At 33.6% G+C, this 17,546-nt stretch carries 20 protein-coding genes; 6 read left to right on the forward strand and 14 right to left on the reverse strand.

The window, feature by feature from the left end; translation table 11 throughout:
* Nucleotides 1-139: 139 nt before the first annotated feature.
* Entirely contained in the window at nucleotides 140-778 is a 639-nt protein-coding gene (locus SB773_RS00135) for a pyridoxamine 5'-phosphate oxidase family protein (RefSeq protein WP_002012360.1), read from the reverse strand.
* A gap of 81 nt (nucleotides 779-859) precedes the next feature.
* Between SB773_RS00135 and SB773_RS00140 the strand changes: the two genes are divergently transcribed.
* The gene (locus SB773_RS00140) at nucleotides 860-1,468 is read left to right on the forward strand and encodes an NUDIX hydrolase (protein ID WP_410588078.1); all 609 of its coding nucleotides are present in this window, start codon (nucleotides 860-862) and stop codon (nucleotides 1,466-1,468) included.
* Between the two features lie 43 nt (nucleotides 1,469-1,511).
* On the opposite strand, the gene SB773_RS00145 is transcribed toward SB773_RS00140, so the two are convergent.
* The 8 genes from SB773_RS00145 to SB773_RS00180 all read right to left on the reverse strand — a co-directional run bounded on the left by SB773_RS00145 (nucleotide 1,512) and on the right by SB773_RS00180 (nucleotide 9,184).
* A complete protein-coding gene (locus SB773_RS00145; RefSeq protein WP_002012358.1) occupies nucleotides 1,512-1,850 on the reverse strand; it encodes an SdpI family protein in 339 nt (112 codons plus the stop codon).
* Between the two features lie 70 nt (nucleotides 1,851-1,920).
* Nucleotides 1,921-2,751 carry a peptidoglycan-N-acetylglucosamine deacetylase gene (locus tag SB773_RS00150; protein ID WP_002031366.1) on the reverse strand — a complete coding sequence of 277 codons (831 nt, stop codon included), beginning with the start codon at nucleotides 2,749-2,751 and terminating at the stop codon, nucleotides 1,921-1,923.
* 160 nt (nucleotides 2,752-2,911) lie between these two features.
* A complete protein-coding gene (locus SB773_RS00155; RefSeq protein ID WP_002168604.1) occupies nucleotides 2,912-3,790 on the reverse strand; it encodes an aminoglycoside 6-adenylyltransferase in 879 nt (292 codons plus the stop codon).
* Nucleotides 3,791-3,923: 133 nt separating this feature from the next.
* Nucleotides 3,924-4,595, reverse strand: coding sequence for an O-methyltransferase (locus tag SB773_RS00160; protein ID WP_410588081.1), 672 nt, complete (start codon nucleotides 4,593-4,595; stop codon nucleotides 3,924-3,926).
* A 149-nt stretch (nucleotides 4,596-4,744) separates the two neighbouring features.
* Nucleotides 4,745-5,464 (reverse strand): 3-ketoacyl-ACP reductase, encoded by a 720-nt coding sequence (locus tag SB773_RS00165; protein WP_000818985.1) that lies wholly within the window; start codon nucleotides 5,462-5,464, stop codon nucleotides 4,745-4,747.
* Nucleotides 5,465-5,562: 98 nt separating this feature from the next.
* A complete protein-coding gene (gene hitS / locus SB773_RS00170) occupies nucleotides 5,563-6,663 on the reverse strand; it encodes an envelope stress sensor histidine kinase HitS (RefSeq protein ID WP_410588083.1) in 1,101 nt (366 codons plus the stop codon).
* Entirely contained in the window at nucleotides 6,660-7,337 is a 678-nt protein-coding gene (hitR, locus tag SB773_RS00175; RefSeq protein WP_002126920.1) for an envelope stress response regulator transcription factor HitR, read from the reverse strand. The genes hitS and hitR overlap by 4 nt, the downstream gene beginning before the upstream one ends.
* Nucleotides 7,338-7,423: 86 nt before the next feature.
* Nucleotides 7,424-9,184 (reverse strand): ABC transporter ATP-binding protein, encoded by a 1,761-nt coding sequence (locus SB773_RS00180; RefSeq protein ID WP_002031356.1) that lies wholly within the window; start codon nucleotides 9,182-9,184, stop codon nucleotides 7,424-7,426.
* Nucleotides 9,185-9,459: 275 nt separating this feature from the next.
* On the opposite strand from SB773_RS00180, the gene SB773_RS00185 reads away from it, so the two are divergent.
* Nucleotides 9,460-10,224: an alpha/beta fold hydrolase gene (locus tag SB773_RS00185; protein WP_002086164.1), complete on the forward strand. Its 765-nt coding sequence runs from the start codon at nucleotides 9,460-9,462 to the stop codon at nucleotides 10,222-10,224.
* Nucleotides 10,225-10,390: 166 nt separating this feature from the next.
* On the opposite strand, the gene entFM is transcribed toward SB773_RS00185, so the two are convergent.
* Complete coding sequence (gene entFM / locus SB773_RS00190; protein WP_002012346.1) at nucleotides 10,391-11,683, reverse strand: enterotoxin EntFM; 1,293 nt, start codon at nucleotides 11,681-11,683, stop codon at nucleotides 10,391-10,393.
* Nucleotides 11,684-12,388: 705 nt separating this feature from the next.
* Between entFM and SB773_RS00195 the strand changes: the two genes are divergently transcribed.
* Nucleotides 12,389-12,559 (forward strand): hypothetical protein, encoded by a 171-nt coding sequence (locus tag SB773_RS00195; RefSeq protein WP_002086168.1) that lies wholly within the window; start codon nucleotides 12,389-12,391, stop codon nucleotides 12,557-12,559.
* A 43-nt stretch (nucleotides 12,560-12,602) separates the two neighbouring features.
* Here the strand turns inward: SB773_RS00195 and SB773_RS00200 are convergent, their stop codons facing one another.
* Nucleotides 12,603-13,202, reverse strand: a complete 600-nt coding sequence (locus SB773_RS00200) for a nitroreductase family protein (RefSeq protein WP_002141347.1) — start codon at nucleotides 13,200-13,202, stop codon at nucleotides 12,603-12,605.
* A gap of 248 nt (nucleotides 13,203-13,450) precedes the next feature.
* Entirely contained in the window at nucleotides 13,451-14,404 is a 954-nt protein-coding gene (locus SB773_RS00205; RefSeq protein WP_410588087.1) for a D-alanyl-D-alanine carboxypeptidase family protein, read from the reverse strand.
* Between the two features lie 219 nt (nucleotides 14,405-14,623).
* On the opposite strand from SB773_RS00205, the gene SB773_RS00210 reads away from it, so the two are divergent.
* The 3 genes from SB773_RS00210 to SB773_RS00220 all read left to right on the forward strand — a co-directional run bounded on the left by SB773_RS00210 (nucleotide 14,624) and on the right by SB773_RS00220 (nucleotide 16,571).
* Nucleotides 14,624-15,625, forward strand: a complete 1,002-nt coding sequence (locus SB773_RS00210) for a S66 family peptidase (protein WP_410588089.1) — start codon at nucleotides 14,624-14,626, stop codon at nucleotides 15,623-15,625.
* Nucleotides 15,626-15,898: 273 nt separating this feature from the next.
* On the forward strand, nucleotides 15,899-16,240 hold the full coding sequence (locus SB773_RS00215) for an EamA family transporter (RefSeq protein ID WP_002086172.1): 342 nt from the start codon (nucleotides 15,899-15,901) through the stop codon (nucleotides 16,238-16,240).
* Nucleotides 16,233-16,571, forward strand: a complete 339-nt coding sequence (locus SB773_RS00220) for an EamA family transporter (RefSeq protein WP_002165951.1) — start codon at nucleotides 16,233-16,235, stop codon at nucleotides 16,569-16,571. Before SB773_RS00215 ends, SB773_RS00220 begins: the two co-directional genes overlap by 8 nt.
* 35 nt (nucleotides 16,572-16,606) lie before the next feature.
* On the opposite strand, the gene SB773_RS00225 is transcribed toward SB773_RS00220, so the two are convergent.
* Nucleotides 16,607-17,056 (reverse strand): DUF6376 family protein, encoded by a 450-nt coding sequence (locus tag SB773_RS00225; protein WP_070141860.1) that lies wholly within the window; start codon nucleotides 17,054-17,056, stop codon nucleotides 16,607-16,609.
* A gap of 244 nt (nucleotides 17,057-17,300) precedes the next feature.
* A complete protein-coding gene (locus tag SB773_RS00230; protein WP_215598270.1) occupies nucleotides 17,301-17,522 on the reverse strand; it encodes a hypothetical protein in 222 nt (73 codons plus the stop codon).
* Nucleotides 17,523-17,546: the final 24 nt, after the last annotated feature.

Consider the following 17,546-nt stretch of genomic DNA (forward strand, 5'->3'; position numbering starts at 1 on the left):
AAAATAACAAATCATCTAATACAGATTTATTCTCTTGCACATATATTCATCACATACAAATTAACAATATTCATAGTTAAAGTCTCACTCTAAAACGTTTAGAGTTTCATACTTCAACACTATATTTAAAAAATAATTTTTAATACAATCTTTCCCTATAACTTTCTTCTAAAGAACGTGCAACTTCCTCTTCTGAAGCATTCACTTTCGCATGCTCCATTAACATTTTCGGTGCTGAAGGTAGCTCTGTTTTATTTAACCATGACTCTGGATCCCACATTTTTGAACGAATAAAAGCTTTTGCACAATGAATATAGCATTCTTCTATTTCAACAACAATTCCAAGTAACGGATTGCGTCCATTCGCCTGCATTTCTTTCAAAATTTCTTCATCGTTCGTAATATATGCTTTACCGTTTATTCGGAGTGTTTCCCCAAGACCCGGAATAAAAAAGATTAACCCTACGTGCGAATTTGAAATTATATTTAAAATAGAGTCTATACGACGATTACCCGGTCTTTCTGGGATGATAATTTTATTTTCATTTAATACATATACAAATCCAGGTGCGTCTCCCCTCGGCGAAGCATCACACTCTCCGAATTTATTTGCAGTAGATAATACTAGAAAAGGCGATTTAGACAGGAAATCTACACAATGGTGATCAAGTGATGAAATAACTTTTTTCAAAGCCCGTTCACTTGGTTGCCCCAATATTTGTCGTAATTCTTCCTCAGTTGAAATTATTGATTTTATTTCCTTATTCTCTATCTTCACTAATAATCACTCCTTTTTCTTTATTTTCCCAAAATTCAATACAAATATTGTATAATAAAATTTGCAGAAAGGGGAATTAAAATGACAGAGTGGTTAACAATATTTGATGCTGAAGGAAATACACTTGGAAAGAAATTACGTGATGACGTGCATCGTGACGGTGATTGGCACGAAACATTTCATTGCTGGTTTATAGAAAAAGATGCTGAGGATATGTTCTTATATTTCCAATTACGCTCTAATAATAAAAAAGAAGCTCCGGGTATATGGGATATTACATCCGCCGGACATATTATGCATGATGAAGATGTACTAATTGGCGGTCTACGTGAAATTGAGGAAGAACTGGGTCTTTCCTTCCAAACGAATGATTTAACATACAAAGGAATCTATAAAATAGATTATGAAATTTCAAGCCTTACTGATCGTGAGTTTTGTCATATGTATTTCCACAATGTAATAAAACCACTTCCATTTGCACCAGGTGAAGAAGTAGACGATGTGATGAAAGTACATGCGACTTCTTTTCTACAACTATTAAGAAGAGAGATTTTATCTTTAACGACTAATTCTGTTTTAAACAATAATCCGATAACGATAACATTTGAAGATATTTATCCTTATGATCTTGAATACTATGAATTTGTTATAGTGCAAGGACAAGAATCGCTAAACAAAAATAGTTTATAAAAAAATAGGACTCCCAGCTTACTTTATTCGGGAGTCTTATTTTTTATTGCTCAAGTATCTTTAATTTTTTCTCTACTCGTATAAATAATCGTATAATTAACAACAGCATAACAATCATAATCGCTATCATTGTATGTGGATATCTAAACAGTATACTAATAACACTTCCAATTAACATCATAATGAATCCATTTTGTTTCATCACTTCTGCACTATACTTGTTACCTGCATCCCATAATTCCTTATTTTTCATAGACCGTTTCGTACGGTAACCATATGCTGCGTTAATATCCGTCGGTGGATTTTTTTGAAGAATAAGTGCCGCAAGTATAAATATAATACCAATCAATATGCTCATTCCTATGTTTACTAGTGCATCCATCAATTATATCCCCCCTAACTTACACCTTCATTATACTATACAACTCTTAAAATCCCAATTATTAACATTTTTATTTTCTCTCTTTAGATGTCTGGAACATACTTGGAAGTGTTACAAAACGTGCCCCTTTCGTTTTTAACTGCGGAATGATTTTGTCTAGTGCATCGACAGATCCTTGCAAATGTCCACCTGGAGTCGAATGTTGAAGTATGACACTTCCTGGAAATGAATTCCCTAGCACATTATTTGTAATCGTATCAGCACTTACCCCTTTCCAATCAACTGTATCAACACTCCACTGTACAATCATAAAATTTTGCTCTGTCGCCCACTTCAATTGATTTTCAAGTATTTCACCGTATGGTGGACGTATAAACTTCGGTGCATAACCAGCTAAATGATTTAATATTTCTTCCGTTTTTATAATTTGATTACGGTATTCAGCCTCATTTACTTTCGCTAAATTCGGATGATTATACGTATGGTTACCAATTACATGCCCTTCATTCGCGATACGCTTTACTACATTCGGAAACTTTTCTGCATTTTCACCAAGTAAGAAAAAAGTAGCTTTTACATTATATTGTTTTAACTTATCTAAAATTTTTGGCGTAAATACTAAATCTGGTCCATCATCAAATGTAAGAGCTACTTCCGCTTTATTGTATGGTCCTGAAAATGCATACGCATATTTTTCAACCCATGAAAAAGGTGTCCATGACCCCCGATTCTCTTCCTTCACTTTGACTTGATCATTTTGCGGAACATTTAATACATACGGCACTGCGTCTATATAGTTTCCATAATAAAATGAATGATATGGCATATAAGCATACGAAACATTTCGTTCTAGTCCCCAATGAAATGGAACGAACATTTCTGGTGCGTAAAAATAATACATGATAAAAACCTCCCTAAAATTTCATATGTGATTCATCTGTACTTTGTTAGAGAAATTCTTATTCATGAACAAAAATAAGACTGTCCGTAATTAGGACAGTCTTACTGCTTTATACAATTAATAAAGTGAAACTTTAATCAGTGGGGGTTTTACTGCCCGTTTATGCGGGATAAATCGATGTACTATCTTTCGGCAAAACTTTCACATGTTTTAAATAGCTTGTCACTTTGTCATCATCATCTTGCGGGTATTGATATCCATATGTGTTAGCAATTTCGTTCGCAACTTCCCTAAATAAATCACCCATTACAAAGAATGACTCCCATATATTTTCATATTCTGCATTTGAAAATGTCTTTCTAAATTGCTCCCACGTATCTTTTTCAACATATTGCTCGAAATGCTTACCAAACTTTCCGGTATTCACTGTAAAATTTGTTTTCATACCAATATGCCATTCTAGCATTACGATTAACATATCACGCATTGGGCCTTCAAGCATTCCTTTCGCATAAGAAAGTTCCTCGCGCCACAATCCTTTTCCTACATTTGTACTGCACCACCAAAATTCATTACAGCAATCCAAAAACTCTTTTTCTGTAGGATTTTTTATAACGTAATCTTTATCACTTGCTGGCGGAAATTCTCCAATACATTTGTCTTTATCCAGTAGTAATTTACTTAAACTATCCTGTCCAATAAATTTATTTATTAAATCAACTGGAACTAGCATTAAATCAATTCGATTCCCATCCATGAACTGCATTAAATACGGAAATTTCCCGTCTTTATCAGCTGGAAGTAACGACATTTCTTCCGGCATTTGCACAATCATTATTTCTCCAAATCTATTAATCCAACTATGATTACACGTAAAAGATTGTATATCTTTTACAACATAAATAATATCATAGTCTTGAAAACAATCTTTTTTCACATTTGGATTCACACGTGACCCATTCATGATGACAGCTCGAATTCTTTCATCCTCTTTTGCTGTATTTATAATTAAGTCTAACATTTCTTTTTCAGTTCTCATCTTCTTATAGCCTCCAAGTTTTTAATATATAATATAAAGCTATGTAAATTGGAGGTCCACGAGCTAAATTCGTTGTACAAGATACACGTTATAATTTTTGAAACTTCTTTTTCATCCCTTTTTCCTCCTTACATTACTCTGTTACGACTGCCATTACAAACCCATCGTACCCTTTACTTCCTACAGTTTGAAGCGCAGTAGCACTTACACGCGGCTCAGCAGCTATTAGCTCATAGAAATGGCGTATCCCTTGTACACGAGGATCCCTACTAATATTATCAATAACTTCACCTTCACGTACTACGTTATCCCCAATAATTACAGTACCAGGGCGTGATAGTTTCAGTGCCCATTCAAAATAAGCAGGGTTATTTTGTTTATCCGCATCTATGAAAATAAAATCAAATGGTTCATACTTCTCATTTTCTATTTGTTTTAAAGAATCTAACGCTAATCCTAATCGTATTTCAATTTTATCATTCAAATTGGCACGCTCAATATTGCTCCGTGCAATTTCAGCATGCTTTTCACTTGCTTCTAATGTAACAATTCGCCCTCCAGATGGCAATGCTCTTGCAAGCCATATTGTACTATATCCGCCTAGAGTGCCAATCTCTAAAATGTTACGCGCTCCTTGAATTTGTACTAATAGTTGTAAAAACTTCCCTTGAGTTGGCGATACATCATGTGCCGGTAAATTAGCTGCAGCGTTTGCTTGAAGAACTTCTTCTAATGTAGAGTCTTTCGGTATTAATACATCACTCATATATTGATCAACAGCCGTCCATTTCTCAATCGTACTCATGGAAATACCATCCCCTTCAAGTTTTTAATACTTATCTACCATTCAAATTTAATTATACCGAAAATTCCGTTTCATACACAAAAAATAAAGAAGGGACACCCACTCCATTACAGAATAGATGTCCCTTCTTTGTATTTTATATTTATCCCTTACGGATTAGTAGACCAAAGTCCTGCTGATTTAATAAATGTACGTTTATTTAATTTCAGCTGCGCTACGATAAACTCTGCAATATCTTCCGCTTGCATTACTTTATCAGGATTTCCATCAGTTAATCCTAAGTCTACAGCCATGTCAGTTGCTACTGTACTTGGTGTTAAAGCTGTTACACGGATATTATGTTTACGAACTTCCATCGCTAACGATTCTGTTAAACCAAGAACACCAAATTTAGAAGCACTATATGCACTTGTTACAGGTGCACCTTTTTGTCCTGCTGTAGATGAAATATTAATAATATCACCAGATTGTTGTTCAATCATACTTGGTAAAGCTGCACGAGTTGCATAGTATACACCCATTAAGTTTACTTGAATGATTTTTTCCCAATCAGCAACGTCTAATTCTAAAAACTTACCGAATTTAGAAATACCAGCGTTATTAATTAAAATATCGATAGATCCTAAACCGTTTTTTAATGTTTCAATTGCAGTAGTTACCTCTTCATATGAAGATACGTCAGCAGTCGCAATAACAGCTTTTACGCCTTCTGCTTCTACTTCTTTCGCAACTGCTTTTAAGTTTTCTTCTGAACGAGCTAAAAGACCAACATTTACGCCTTCTTTCGCTAATGCGATCGCTACAGCGCGACCAATCCCTCTACCTGCTCCTGTAATTAAAGCATTTTTTCCTTGTAATAATTCTGCCAAGTGTAACACTCCTTAATCTTCTCAGTTGTTTATTATATTAAAAGTGTATCTATGTTTATGTAAAAAGGCAATGATGCACTTTTATGTGCGTAGGTTACTTATAGGTAACTATAGTAATGGTAAATGCATTTTTCTTCATGATTTGGAATACGCACAATAAATTCTGTACCATTTCCTTCTACACTCTCAACTTTTATTTTTCCTTGATGAAGGTCGAGTACTTTTTTTACAATTGCTAGACCTAATCCACTTCCTCCATAAGCACGGTTTCGTGAAGAATCCGCTTTATAAAAACGTTCAAAAATATGTTGTTTCTGTTCTTCGGATATACCAATTCCCGTATCATGAATACTTACTTCCAGGAATTCCTTATGTTCTTTTAAATGAATTGTAATCGTGCCACCATTTGGTGTGAATTTAATACTGTTATGAATTAAATTAATCCATACTTGGCTCATACTTTCTTTGTCTGCAGTAACACACACTTTATCCATATCAAGATCTAGCTCAAGTCCTTTTTCATCCCAAAGAGGCTCACTATTTAACACAATTTGTTTCAACTGTTGATCTAATCGATAAGGAGCTCTTTCTGGTGAATACTCCTCTGACTCTAAAAGTGTTAGCTTCAATAAATTTTGACTCAATTTAGATAATCGCGTTGTTTCAGTTTCAATAATAGTAAGATAATGTTTTCTTTTTTCAACTGGTAGATTATCATCTTGTAGCGCTCGAGCAAATCCCTTAATAGATGTTAATGGCGACTGTATTTCATGAGAAACATTCGATACAAATTCTTGTCTCATTTTCTCCATTGCATTAAGTTCATCCGTCATATCGTTAATACTTTTTACAAGCACACCAATTTCGCCATCATATTTTTCTTCATTCCGTATTTTTACAGAGAAGTCCCCTTTTGCAATTTTTTGTATCGGTTCAATGATCGTCCAAATCATCGCCTCTCGCTTCGGTCTCATTAAAATTCCGATTAATGTCCAAATAAGAACGATAAAAACAAAGCCGACCATATCACTAATTAGAAAAGTAATAAAAGGCGATACGTTTATTTCAAAAGCTTTCATTACACTAGACGATACAAAAAAGGCTATTGACCAAATTATAGTAAGAAAAGCAAAGAGCGCTACTATCGCCCCTATTACTTTTAACATCTTCATCTTACTCATTCTTTCTCTTTTTCTCATTTACTTACCTCTAAGCGATACCCTAAGCCCCTTATCGTCCTTATACTAAACTTTGATAGCTCTTCTTGAAACTTTTCACGCAACCGATTAATATGAACGTCTAGCGTGCGTTCATTCCCTTCAAAATCATATCCCCATACGTCTTCTATTAATTGCTCTCTTGAACAAGTTCTCCCCGCTTTAGATCCTAATGTAAAGAGCAACTCAAATTCTTTTAGCGGCAGCGTCACCGTTTGTTCTCCAACGTTAACTTCAAATGTTTTACGATTTAACAGTACATTCCCAACTTGAATAGATTGCGATACTGTAATTTGGTAACGTTTCAATAATGCCTTCACTCTCACAACTAATTCTAAAGGATCAAATGGTTTTACAAGATAATCATCTGTTCCGAGGTGAAATCCTTTTACTTTTTGAGATGTTTCACCTTTAGCAGTCAGCATAAGAATTGGGATATCATAGTATTTTCTTAATTCATAACATAAATCAAACCCATCCATATTTGGCATCATAATATCAATAATCGCCATTTCGACTCTCACTTCTTCTATTTTTCGAAGAGCATCTAATCCATCAACGGCCTCATATGTTTGAAAACCTTCTCGTTCCAAAAATACAGAAACAAGTTCTCTAATGTGCGGATCATCATCTACAATTAAAATTTTGGGTATCAAGGAATCATATCCTTTCTGCTTAACATACTTTTTAGCACTCTAAAATCAACAATCAGTGAAGTGCCCCTTCACTGATTGTTTTCATTCTATAATGCTCCTTCTTTAATTTTCAATTGTTGCATTGCAAATTCACGGTACATGTCATGTGTCCGTAATAACTCATCATGTGAGCCACTTCCTGTAAGATTCCCTTTTTCAATAAAGATAATTTTATCTGCATCTACAACAGTAGAAAGTCTATGCGCAATAACTAAAGTTGTTCTACCTTTCATTAAGTTATTTAACGCCTTCTGAACAACCGATTCCGATTTACTATCAAGACTTGACGTCGCTTCATCTAACATAAGGATTTGCGGGTTTCGTAGTAACGCTCGAGCAATCGCAATTCGTTGTCTTTGCCCTCCAGAAAGCTTCACACCACGCTCTCCAACTTCTGTTGCGTATCCACTTGGTAAATCATGAATAAACGCATCAACATACGCCATCGCTGCTACTTTTTCAATTTCTTCATCCGTCACTTCACCCTCAACACCGTAGCAAATATTATCGCGAATCGTTCCATCAATTAACGGACTATCTTGTGAAACGTAACCAATTTGACGTCGCCATGATTGTAATGAATATGCTGTAATTGGTTCTTTCCCTAATTTTATGAAACCACTAGTTGGCTCATAAAAACGTTCTAACAGCGAGAATAAAGTTGTTTTTCCGCTACCACTTGGTCCTACAATCGCCGTTACTTTTCCAGATTCAATCGTGAAGTCGATATTTTTCAAGATTTTCTCTTCTTCGTTATACTCAAAATGTACATTTTCAATAACGATTGGCTGCTTCGCATTTGTAACATTCATACCTGTTTCATGATCTTCTACTTCATATTCTAAAATCGTATTAATTCTTTCGGTTGCACCAATTGCTTTTTGGAACTGAGTAAAGAACATTGATAACTGACTCATTGGCATAATAATTTGAACCAAATACAAAATAAATGCTACAAGTTCACCTGTTGTTAATGCACCACTAGAAACTCGCATTCCACCATACCCTACGATAATAACAAGCAATGCCATTAAAACAAACGACATAACAGGTGAAATTAATGCTTGTACTTTTCCTTCTTTCAAACCAAATTGCAATAATTTTTGGATACCTGTATTACCTGTTTCATATTCTTTTTTTTCCGTATTTGAAGATTTTACTAAACGAATTTCTGATAGTACTTGTGTTAATACACTAGTAAAAGAAGCCGTTTCATCTTGAAGTGCTTTTGAAATCTTATACATTTTCCGTCCAAGTGGAACTAAAATTAGTACCGATAATGGAATAACCGTTAAAAGTAAAATTGTCATTTTCCAGTCTAAAACAAATAATACAATTAATGACCCAATAATTGAGATACCGCCTGTTAATAAGTTTGACAAATGCTCAGAAATTAATGTTTTAACAACACCTGTATCATTTGTCATACGACTAATTGTATCTCCCGTTCTGTTTTGATCATAATAAGACACTGGTAAAATAAGTACCTTTTTCCACAATCGTTCCCTAAGTCCAGCCACAATTTTTTGTCCAATATAATTCAGTAAATAAATAGACAATCCCGCAGCAATTGTTTGAATAATAAAGAATGCAATTAATCCAACAATTTGTCCCGTACTAATTGAAGAAAGTGAAAAATTATCAACTAACCCTTTTGTCAGCATTGGAATAAACAAACTCGCTCCAGTAGAAAGTAAGCTCATTATTAATGCAAAAATAAGAATGCCTTTCGGTGGATTTGTATCTTGAATGAGACGTAAAAACTGCCTCCAATTCCCTTTTTTCTTTTCTGTATTCCTAACTTCCATTGTCGTTCATCTCCTCGTTATAAACAAAACTATTCTTTCTAAAACTAGAATACGCTATAAATGTAAACTGAATGTAAACACACTTTTTTCTAATTTTACAAAATATACATATAAACTCATCTTTACAACAAGTATAAATATCTGATATTATTACCTGGTACTTATTATTATTCTATGTAAATTATAGACTACGCATAGAAAATATATAACTAATTTTATCAATTAGCTAATTTAAAACACTATATAAATCTCCAGCATTGAAAGGAGTATCCTTTTTGCAAACAAATAAACATTCCGAAAAGGAAACAATCATTTTTATTCATGGATTAGTTGGAAATCGCCGCGCCTTCAAAAAAGAGCATAAACGATTTTCTGCCTCCTACAACATTATAACTTATGATTTATTAGGTCACGGCGACGATAAAGGAGAAGCTATCGACTTTTCAATACAGCGCCTCGTAGATCAATTATTGAACTTGTATGAAAAAGAGGGAATTAAAAAGGCTCATATTTGTGCTCTAAGCTATGGCTGTTATATCTCTACGACATTTGCACAAATGCATCCAGAAAAAGTATTGAGTATTTGTCATATTGGTGGACATTATAATAACCCTTCCCGTTTATATAATGTTTTTCAGAAATTTTGGGAAAAACGTGGTGATGAATATTCATCTTGGCTTTCTCAGTATGCTAGTACTATTTTTCCAAGTGGAATACTAAGGGCAAATCCGTTCGCTGTTATTTCACGAAATATTTATTACCGTTTCGGATTACAATTACACTCGTCCATTATTGCTGAGTCATTACGACACCGCTTAGAATTCGACTTAAAATCTAAATTAAAAGCACTTCCCCATCCTATATTATGGGTGATGGGAGAACATGATCATCTCTATAAATCTTGTCTCTTTGATTTGAAGTCCATTCTTCCGAACGTTTTATATAAAGAAATTCCATTAGCAGGTCATGCAGCAAACTTATTCCGTCCAAACTATTTTCATGATTTATATGCTAAGTTTTTGCATGGAAAATTGACATAAAGTGAAACTTTAATCAGCGGGGATTTGTCCATCCCCGCTGATTATTATCCCGCAAATAGCAGGATAAATACTACTATACTGTTAGTTTATCCAACTATGAAAAAGGCTTCCCAAGTTTCCCTGGAAAGCCTTTTCTCTATACGAAAAGTATATAAAATACTTTTTCTTAGTATGCTTTTGTGTAACCTAATAGGTGCTTACTCCAGTAAGAGTTGCTTACAGAGCTAATGCGTACACCAGTTGCGTCAGTTTCTGCACTGATGAACTGTCCATTACCTAAGTAAACGCCCATGTGAGAAGGACCTGATTTATAAGTATTTTGGAAGTATACTAAATCACCTGGTTGTGGACTGTTAGTCTTTGTTTTAGAGCTCCAGTATCCAGCAACTGTTTGACGAGCGCCTTTATGACCAGTTTGATTTAATACGTAGTGAATGAATCCACTGCAGTCAAAACCAGCAGGTGTTGTACCAGCAGTTCTGTATGGTGAACCATTTAAAGATCTAGCGAATCCAGCGATTGAAGATGTATCTCCACCTGTTGGTGCTGTTGGTTTTTGTACTTGGTTCGTACCTTGGTTCGTACCTTGGTTACCACCAGTAACTACATTGTTCACTCCGCCTTTTACAAACTTAACAAAGTCTGCACTTACGTAACCAGTGCGGCCATTATGGTTAATTTTATACCAACCATTTTCAGCGCCAGTAACGTTTAATACTGTACCGTTTGTTACCCCACCAATTACAGGGTTATATGTAGCTGGACCTGTACGTACTTTTAAAGCACCTGTGTTAACAACATATGATCCACCAGTTTGAACTGTAGTAGTATTGTTGTTGTTGTTTGTAGTTGGTTGCTGAGTTTCGTTAGATACAGCTGAACCACCTTTTGTTACGAAGTCTTTACTTACGTATCCAGTTCCACCATTGAAGTTAATTTTAAACCAATCTTGAACTTCACCTACAACTTGAACTGTTTTTCCTTTATTTACAGAACCTAAAACAGTATGAGATGCACTTGGGCCTGTACGTACGTTTAATGAAGAAACGTTTACTGTGTAAGTACCTGTTCCTTGCTGAACAGTAGTAGTAGTTCCTTTGTTGCCACCAGTTGTTACGAAGTCCCCACTTACATAACCTGTTTGACCGTTTACACTAACTTTGAACCAACCGTTTTCTTGTCCAATTACTTGAAGTACTTGACCTGATTTCACTTTAGAAATAACGTTATGTCCTGTACCAGCACCTGAACGTACATTTAATACATCAGCTGTTACTGTGTATTTTAATTCAGAAGTTGTTTCTACCGTTTTTGTTTCAGTTACAGTCGTTTGAGTTTGAGTTTGTCCATTAATTTCTTTTAGCGCATCATTTGAAACTTGTGCATGAGCAGAATCCATTCCAGGAACTGCTACACCTACTACAGATGCTGCTGCTAAACCTGCGATTACTTTTTTCATAAGTTGTCTTTACTTCCTTTCCCTACTATCCTCTTGAGAAAACTATAAACTTAGTACTTTACAATATTATCAAAGTAAAATATTCATCCAGTTCCATTTTTTAGCAAGAGTTTTATTTTTCACACATCATTTATTTTAAACGATTGAAGTGAATTTAGTGTGAACTTCATGTGAACTTTATCATTAAACAGTGTGTTTTTGCAATGCTTTTTTCAAATTTCTTATGTATTTCATTGAAAATTCGACATTCCATTCATTATCTTAATATATATTTTTCTTTTGCTATCCACTTTAAAAAACTCTATTAATCTAATACAATGCAAAGAATGTATTTTCTAGTAAAGTCCCTTCCATGAAGCATACTCTTATCATGACAAAAAAATGCTTTTTTTATCAATAGTATAATATTTTCAGAAAACTATTTTTGATATTATCCATCGTTTTTAAAAGATTTGACGATTTGTAAGATTTAACTCCAAAAATTCTGTTCTAATTTGACGAAAATACACATTCCACTATCTATTTTTCACTATCTATGGAATTTTCAGGATATTTGTATTATCATATATAAAGTAGGATTTTAATCCATATAAATTTTATTCACCCCACACTGAAACCAATCTAACTTTTACAGGTCGGTCATTGAATTTTGATATGGAAGCCTTACTGCCCGCAAATAGTGAGATAAAAAAAGGAGATATATTTATGAAAAACATAATAGATGATCCTATAAATAAAAATATAGAACTGTACTATGCTTTTTTTCAATTCGTTTCAATTATAACATTACAAAAAGTATCAACTATTGAAACACGTAAAAACAAATTAAAAAATCAGATGAAAAATTCCTACAAAAAAAATCCTTACTACTTATAAAAGGTGAACAGATTATATCTCTGTTCACCTTTTATTTTTTATTTTATTTGTAAATTTTCACACGAGTTTCTAATGGCTGATATTCTTTATCTCCTGCCGAAACTACCGGTTTACCAAATGGCATTTGCGCAGTTAACTTCCAGTTTTCAGGTACATCCCATTCTTTTTTTACTTCCTCATCAATCAACGGATTATAATGCTGTAGTGTAGCACCAAAACCTTCAATCTCTAATGCTGTCCAAATGGCAAATTGCAACATTCCAGAAGATTGCTGAGACCATGTAGGAAAATTATCTTTATATAGTGCAAAGTTCTCTTGCAAACTTTCTACTACTTTACTATCTTCGAAATACAAAACTGTTCCATAGCCACTTTTAAATGCATTCATTTTCTCTTCAGTAGGTGCAAAATTATTTTCAGGCACAATTTTTCGTAACGTTTCTTTCGTAACATTCCATAATTTGTCGTGTTGTTCACCTAGTAATACAACAACTCTTGCACTTTGAGAATTAAAAGCCGAAGGTGTATGTTTCACAGCATGATAAATCACTTCTTGAATTCTTTCATCAGAAACTACTTGCTCTTTACTAATCGCGTAAATAGATCTTCTGTCTTCAATTGCTGAGTAAAAATCTTTTGCCATTACAATTCCCTCCAATTTTCATTTGAGGCAGTATCATATGTACGAAGCATATAATGCCTCTCGAACTTATTATTAATAAGTTCTTAACTTAATAATATCAACAAACAAAAACAAACTCAAATGATATCACTTGAGTTTTCACTTCCTATACGTCAAAGAATAAAAAAACAGTTTATTGTCACCAAAATCAAGGTTCAATAAACTGTCTGTCTTATTTTTATAACAATCTAAATTACTTCTTTCTTCACCTAATTAAGCAATTGAAATGCATAGGACATTAATTTATTTGTTTCTGTAAAACGTTTTGTTTTACTTTTTGTCCCCATAACAACTGTAATAACACGATTATCGCCTTGTTTTGCAGTACCTGTAAAACAATACCCTGCGCTATCTGTAAACCCTGTTTTTAAACCGTCTATTCCTTCTATATATAAAGCTTTATTATTTTTGTTTAACATCTCATTTGTGTTTGTAACATTAATATTATTAAATGCTAACTGACTTTGACGTAAGTGAGTCACTTCTAATATCTCTGGGTAATCTTTTATAAGATGGTACGCTAATTTCGATACGTCAGCTGCTGTCATTTTTGTTTCACTTCCGTCGGGCTCCTGCAATCCGGAAGCATTCGCGAATTTAGCTTTATCTGACATTTCTAACTGCTTTGCTTTTTCATTCATAAGTTGAACAAAGTTTTTTTCTGTCTTAGCTACATGTTCCGCTAAAGCGACAGCCGAATTATTAGCCGATTCAATCATTAACGCATGATATAAGTCCTTAACAGTTAATGTATCATTTGCTTGCATCGGGATTTTTGCACCCTCTGTTTGTGCCGACTTTGCACTTATTTTCACTGGATCTTCCCAGTGGACTTTCCCATTATGTATACTCTCTAAAACGAGATATGCTGTCATCATTTTTGACATACTAGCAGGGGCAACAGCTTCATTTTCATTATTTTGATAAATAACTTCTCCATTACTCACATCGATAATAATAGCTGCTTTTGCATCAATTTCTGGTGGTATATATTTTGGTGGAACTACTTTTTCAGATAGCCCTGTTTTAGGTAGCTCTGCCACTTGTAAAGGCTGAGTATCTACATTTGTTTCACTCTTTTGAACTCCTTGGAAAAAGAACCAACATATACCCAGAATTACTACTAACAGGATTGTTAATCTTCCCCATTTTAACCGCTTCATTCTAAAACTCCTTTAACAAACCTTTTATACACTCATGTTTAACCATAACAACAATTACTTTATATCGTCAAGGTAAAAAGCATATTTATTCATCTATAACAATTATAATTTCAACCTCGTTCTCTTTTTCATATGTGTTACACTAAAAACAACGAAATATAAGAATATTCAATTACATTTAAACACAAAAACACTATATAATAGAAAGGATTTATACAAATGATACTTCCAAAAGCATTAAAATATGGCGATACCATTGGCATCTACTCTCCCTCTTCACCAGTAACCTATACTTCTCCAAAGAGATTTGAGCGCGCAAAATTATACTTACAAAAGAAAGGATTTCATATATTAGAAGGTTCACTAACAGGTCAATATGATTATTATCGCTCCGGGAACATTAAAGAGCGTGCTGAGGAATTAAATGACTTGATTAGAAACCCTAACGTCTCTTGTATCATGTCGACAATTGGGGGACTGAATTCAAATTCATTATTACCTTATATTGATTATGCGACTTTTCAAAAGAATCCTAAAATAATGATTGGCTATTCAGACACAACAGCATTATTACTAGGAATTTATGCAAAAACAGGCATTCCTACATTTTATGGTCCAGCACTTGTTCCTTCTTTTGGTGAATTTGAGCCTTTCGTAGATTGCACGTACAAATATTTTGCGGATACTTTATTAACTGATCAACACCTTCCTTACAACATAAACCAGCCGTTATTTTGGTCAGATGAATTTATTAATTGGGAAGAAAAAACGAAAGAAAAAGATCTTCGACCGAACAATTGGATTTCAGTAATTGGTGGGAAAGCTACTGGACGTATTATTGGTGGGAATTTAAATACTATACAAGGTATTTGGGGTAGCCCCTATATGCCACTTATTCAAGATGGTGACATTCTCTTTATTGAAGATAGCTCAAAAGATGCAGCTACTATCGAAAGAAGTTTTTCATTACTTAAAATTAACGGCGTTTTTGATAAAGTTTCAGGTATCATCCTTGGAAAACATGAGCAATTTGATGATTGTGGTACAAATAGAAAACCTTACGAAATATTATTAGAAGTATTACAAAATCAAAAACTTCCTTTTCTAGCCGATTTTGATTGTTGTCATACTCATCCAATGATTACTTTGCCAATAGGTATTCAAGTAGAGATGGATGCAACAAATAAAACGATACAAATTATAGAGCGATGGAGAGACTAACGACACTTATTCCACTATCTTGTAATGCTTAAAAATACAATTACATTTTTAATAGAAGGAAGTGGATATCACTCATAACTAATAGTGCCTAATGTCTTCTGTTGTTTTACAATAGAAGACATGTTACTATATATTTTGGAATGTGAAATGATAAGCAACAATCTATGATATGTACTGAAAAAACAATTTCAATGTACATTATGTAATAAGAAACTATTGATTACATACATTCATTTCAAATGTATGTATTTATATGTAAAAGAGAGTGAATATATGAAACCAACTATTAAAAACTATGTATTTCTACATGTAGCCTTCTTGATATATTCTATCATTATGGTTTACATGAAATGGGCATCTCAATTCCCTATTGCATCAATTTCATTTTTTATTGCTTACTTCGGACTTGTTGTACTTTTATTCGGATATGCAATTCTATGGCAACAAGTCATTAAGAACTTTGAAATTTCTAGAGCATATTCACACCGTGGGATTATCATACTATGGTCAATGCTTTGGTCAGTATTCCTGTTTGGAGATACGATACAGTGGAATCACATACTTGGCGCAGCTATTATTATCGTCGGAATTGTGGTGGTGACAAAAGATGAATAGTTATATGTTATTATTGATATTTGGGATAATTTTAGCCAATTACTCACAAATATTATTAAAAAAGGCTACTTTACAACAATATGATTCTAGAATAAAAGAATATGTGAATCCTTATGTTATCATCGGCTACTTTTTATTTGTAATTAATGCCGGATTAAATGTGATCGCCTTAAAGGGCTTGGCGTTAAAGCAAGCATCTGCATTAGAATCATTAAGTTATATCATCATTTTAATTTTCAGTTGGTACTTCCTAGGGGAGAAAATAACGAAACGAAAAATCATTGGCAACATTATTATTGTCATTGGTGTAATCATCTATTGTATACAATAACAAAAAGATCCGTTTATGATAAACGGATCTTTTTGTTATTGCCCTAAATTTTGAACCTTATCTTTCAAATCCTGAACTTGTTCTATCGTCTGCATAAGCTCAGAGTTTTTAAACTGCTCTACATTCATCTTTCCTTCCTCTATCTTTTGCATAGAGGTATCAATTAATGTATTTAACTTTTCATTATACCCGACGATTTGCTGGTGAAGATCCTTCGCTACATCTGGTGGTGTTAATTCATTAAAAGCTGGTATATCTTGTTTAATTTCAGTAAGTTTCGTTTCTAGTTCTTTCCGGGCTTCCCCATCATTAACGGCCTTTTCTGCTAATGCTGGCGCTTCATTTGCAAATGCACTTATTTCATTTACATAGTCTGTCGCTTTTTGAGCGTAATCTATGGAGTTCTTCCCTTCCTCTACTAGCGAACATCCCATCAAACCAATTGAAACTACAATTGAAAGTAACATTGTTTTTGTAAACTTCATTTTTACCTCCTAAATAATTGCCATACTTTTATTCATTTATAAACACTTTATTTTCTTCTTATACACTTTATCACATCATATCTTATTTTTTTAATCTTCCTCTTATACATTCTAGAAAAATCATTATTATCCTGTTCAACATGTACCTCGAAACTATCTTCATTTAAATATAAAAACAGACATACTTATTTTAAGTACGTCTGTTTTCCAGATACTTATAACTCTCAATAATTAAAGTTTCTCTTTATTCTCTCACATGCCCTATTACTGTTATAATATCTATGTCTATATGTACACTAATAATATCTTCTATAATGTCCGTATATCCTTGACCTAAAGGTGTTCCGTAATGTAATAAAATTTCTTTTTTTTCATAAACTGACTTCGGTACTGTAAAAATAAATTTCCTCATATTCCGCTCATCAGCAGGCTCCAGTATTAAAACAATGCCATCCTCTTCAAACATATAATCACGCCTTCCAACAATCCA

The organism is Bacillus sp. SIMBA_074, from assembly GCF_046534555.1.
Taxonomy (GTDB): Bacteria; Bacillota; Bacilli; order Bacillales; family Bacillaceae_G; genus Bacillus_A; species Bacillus_A mycoides.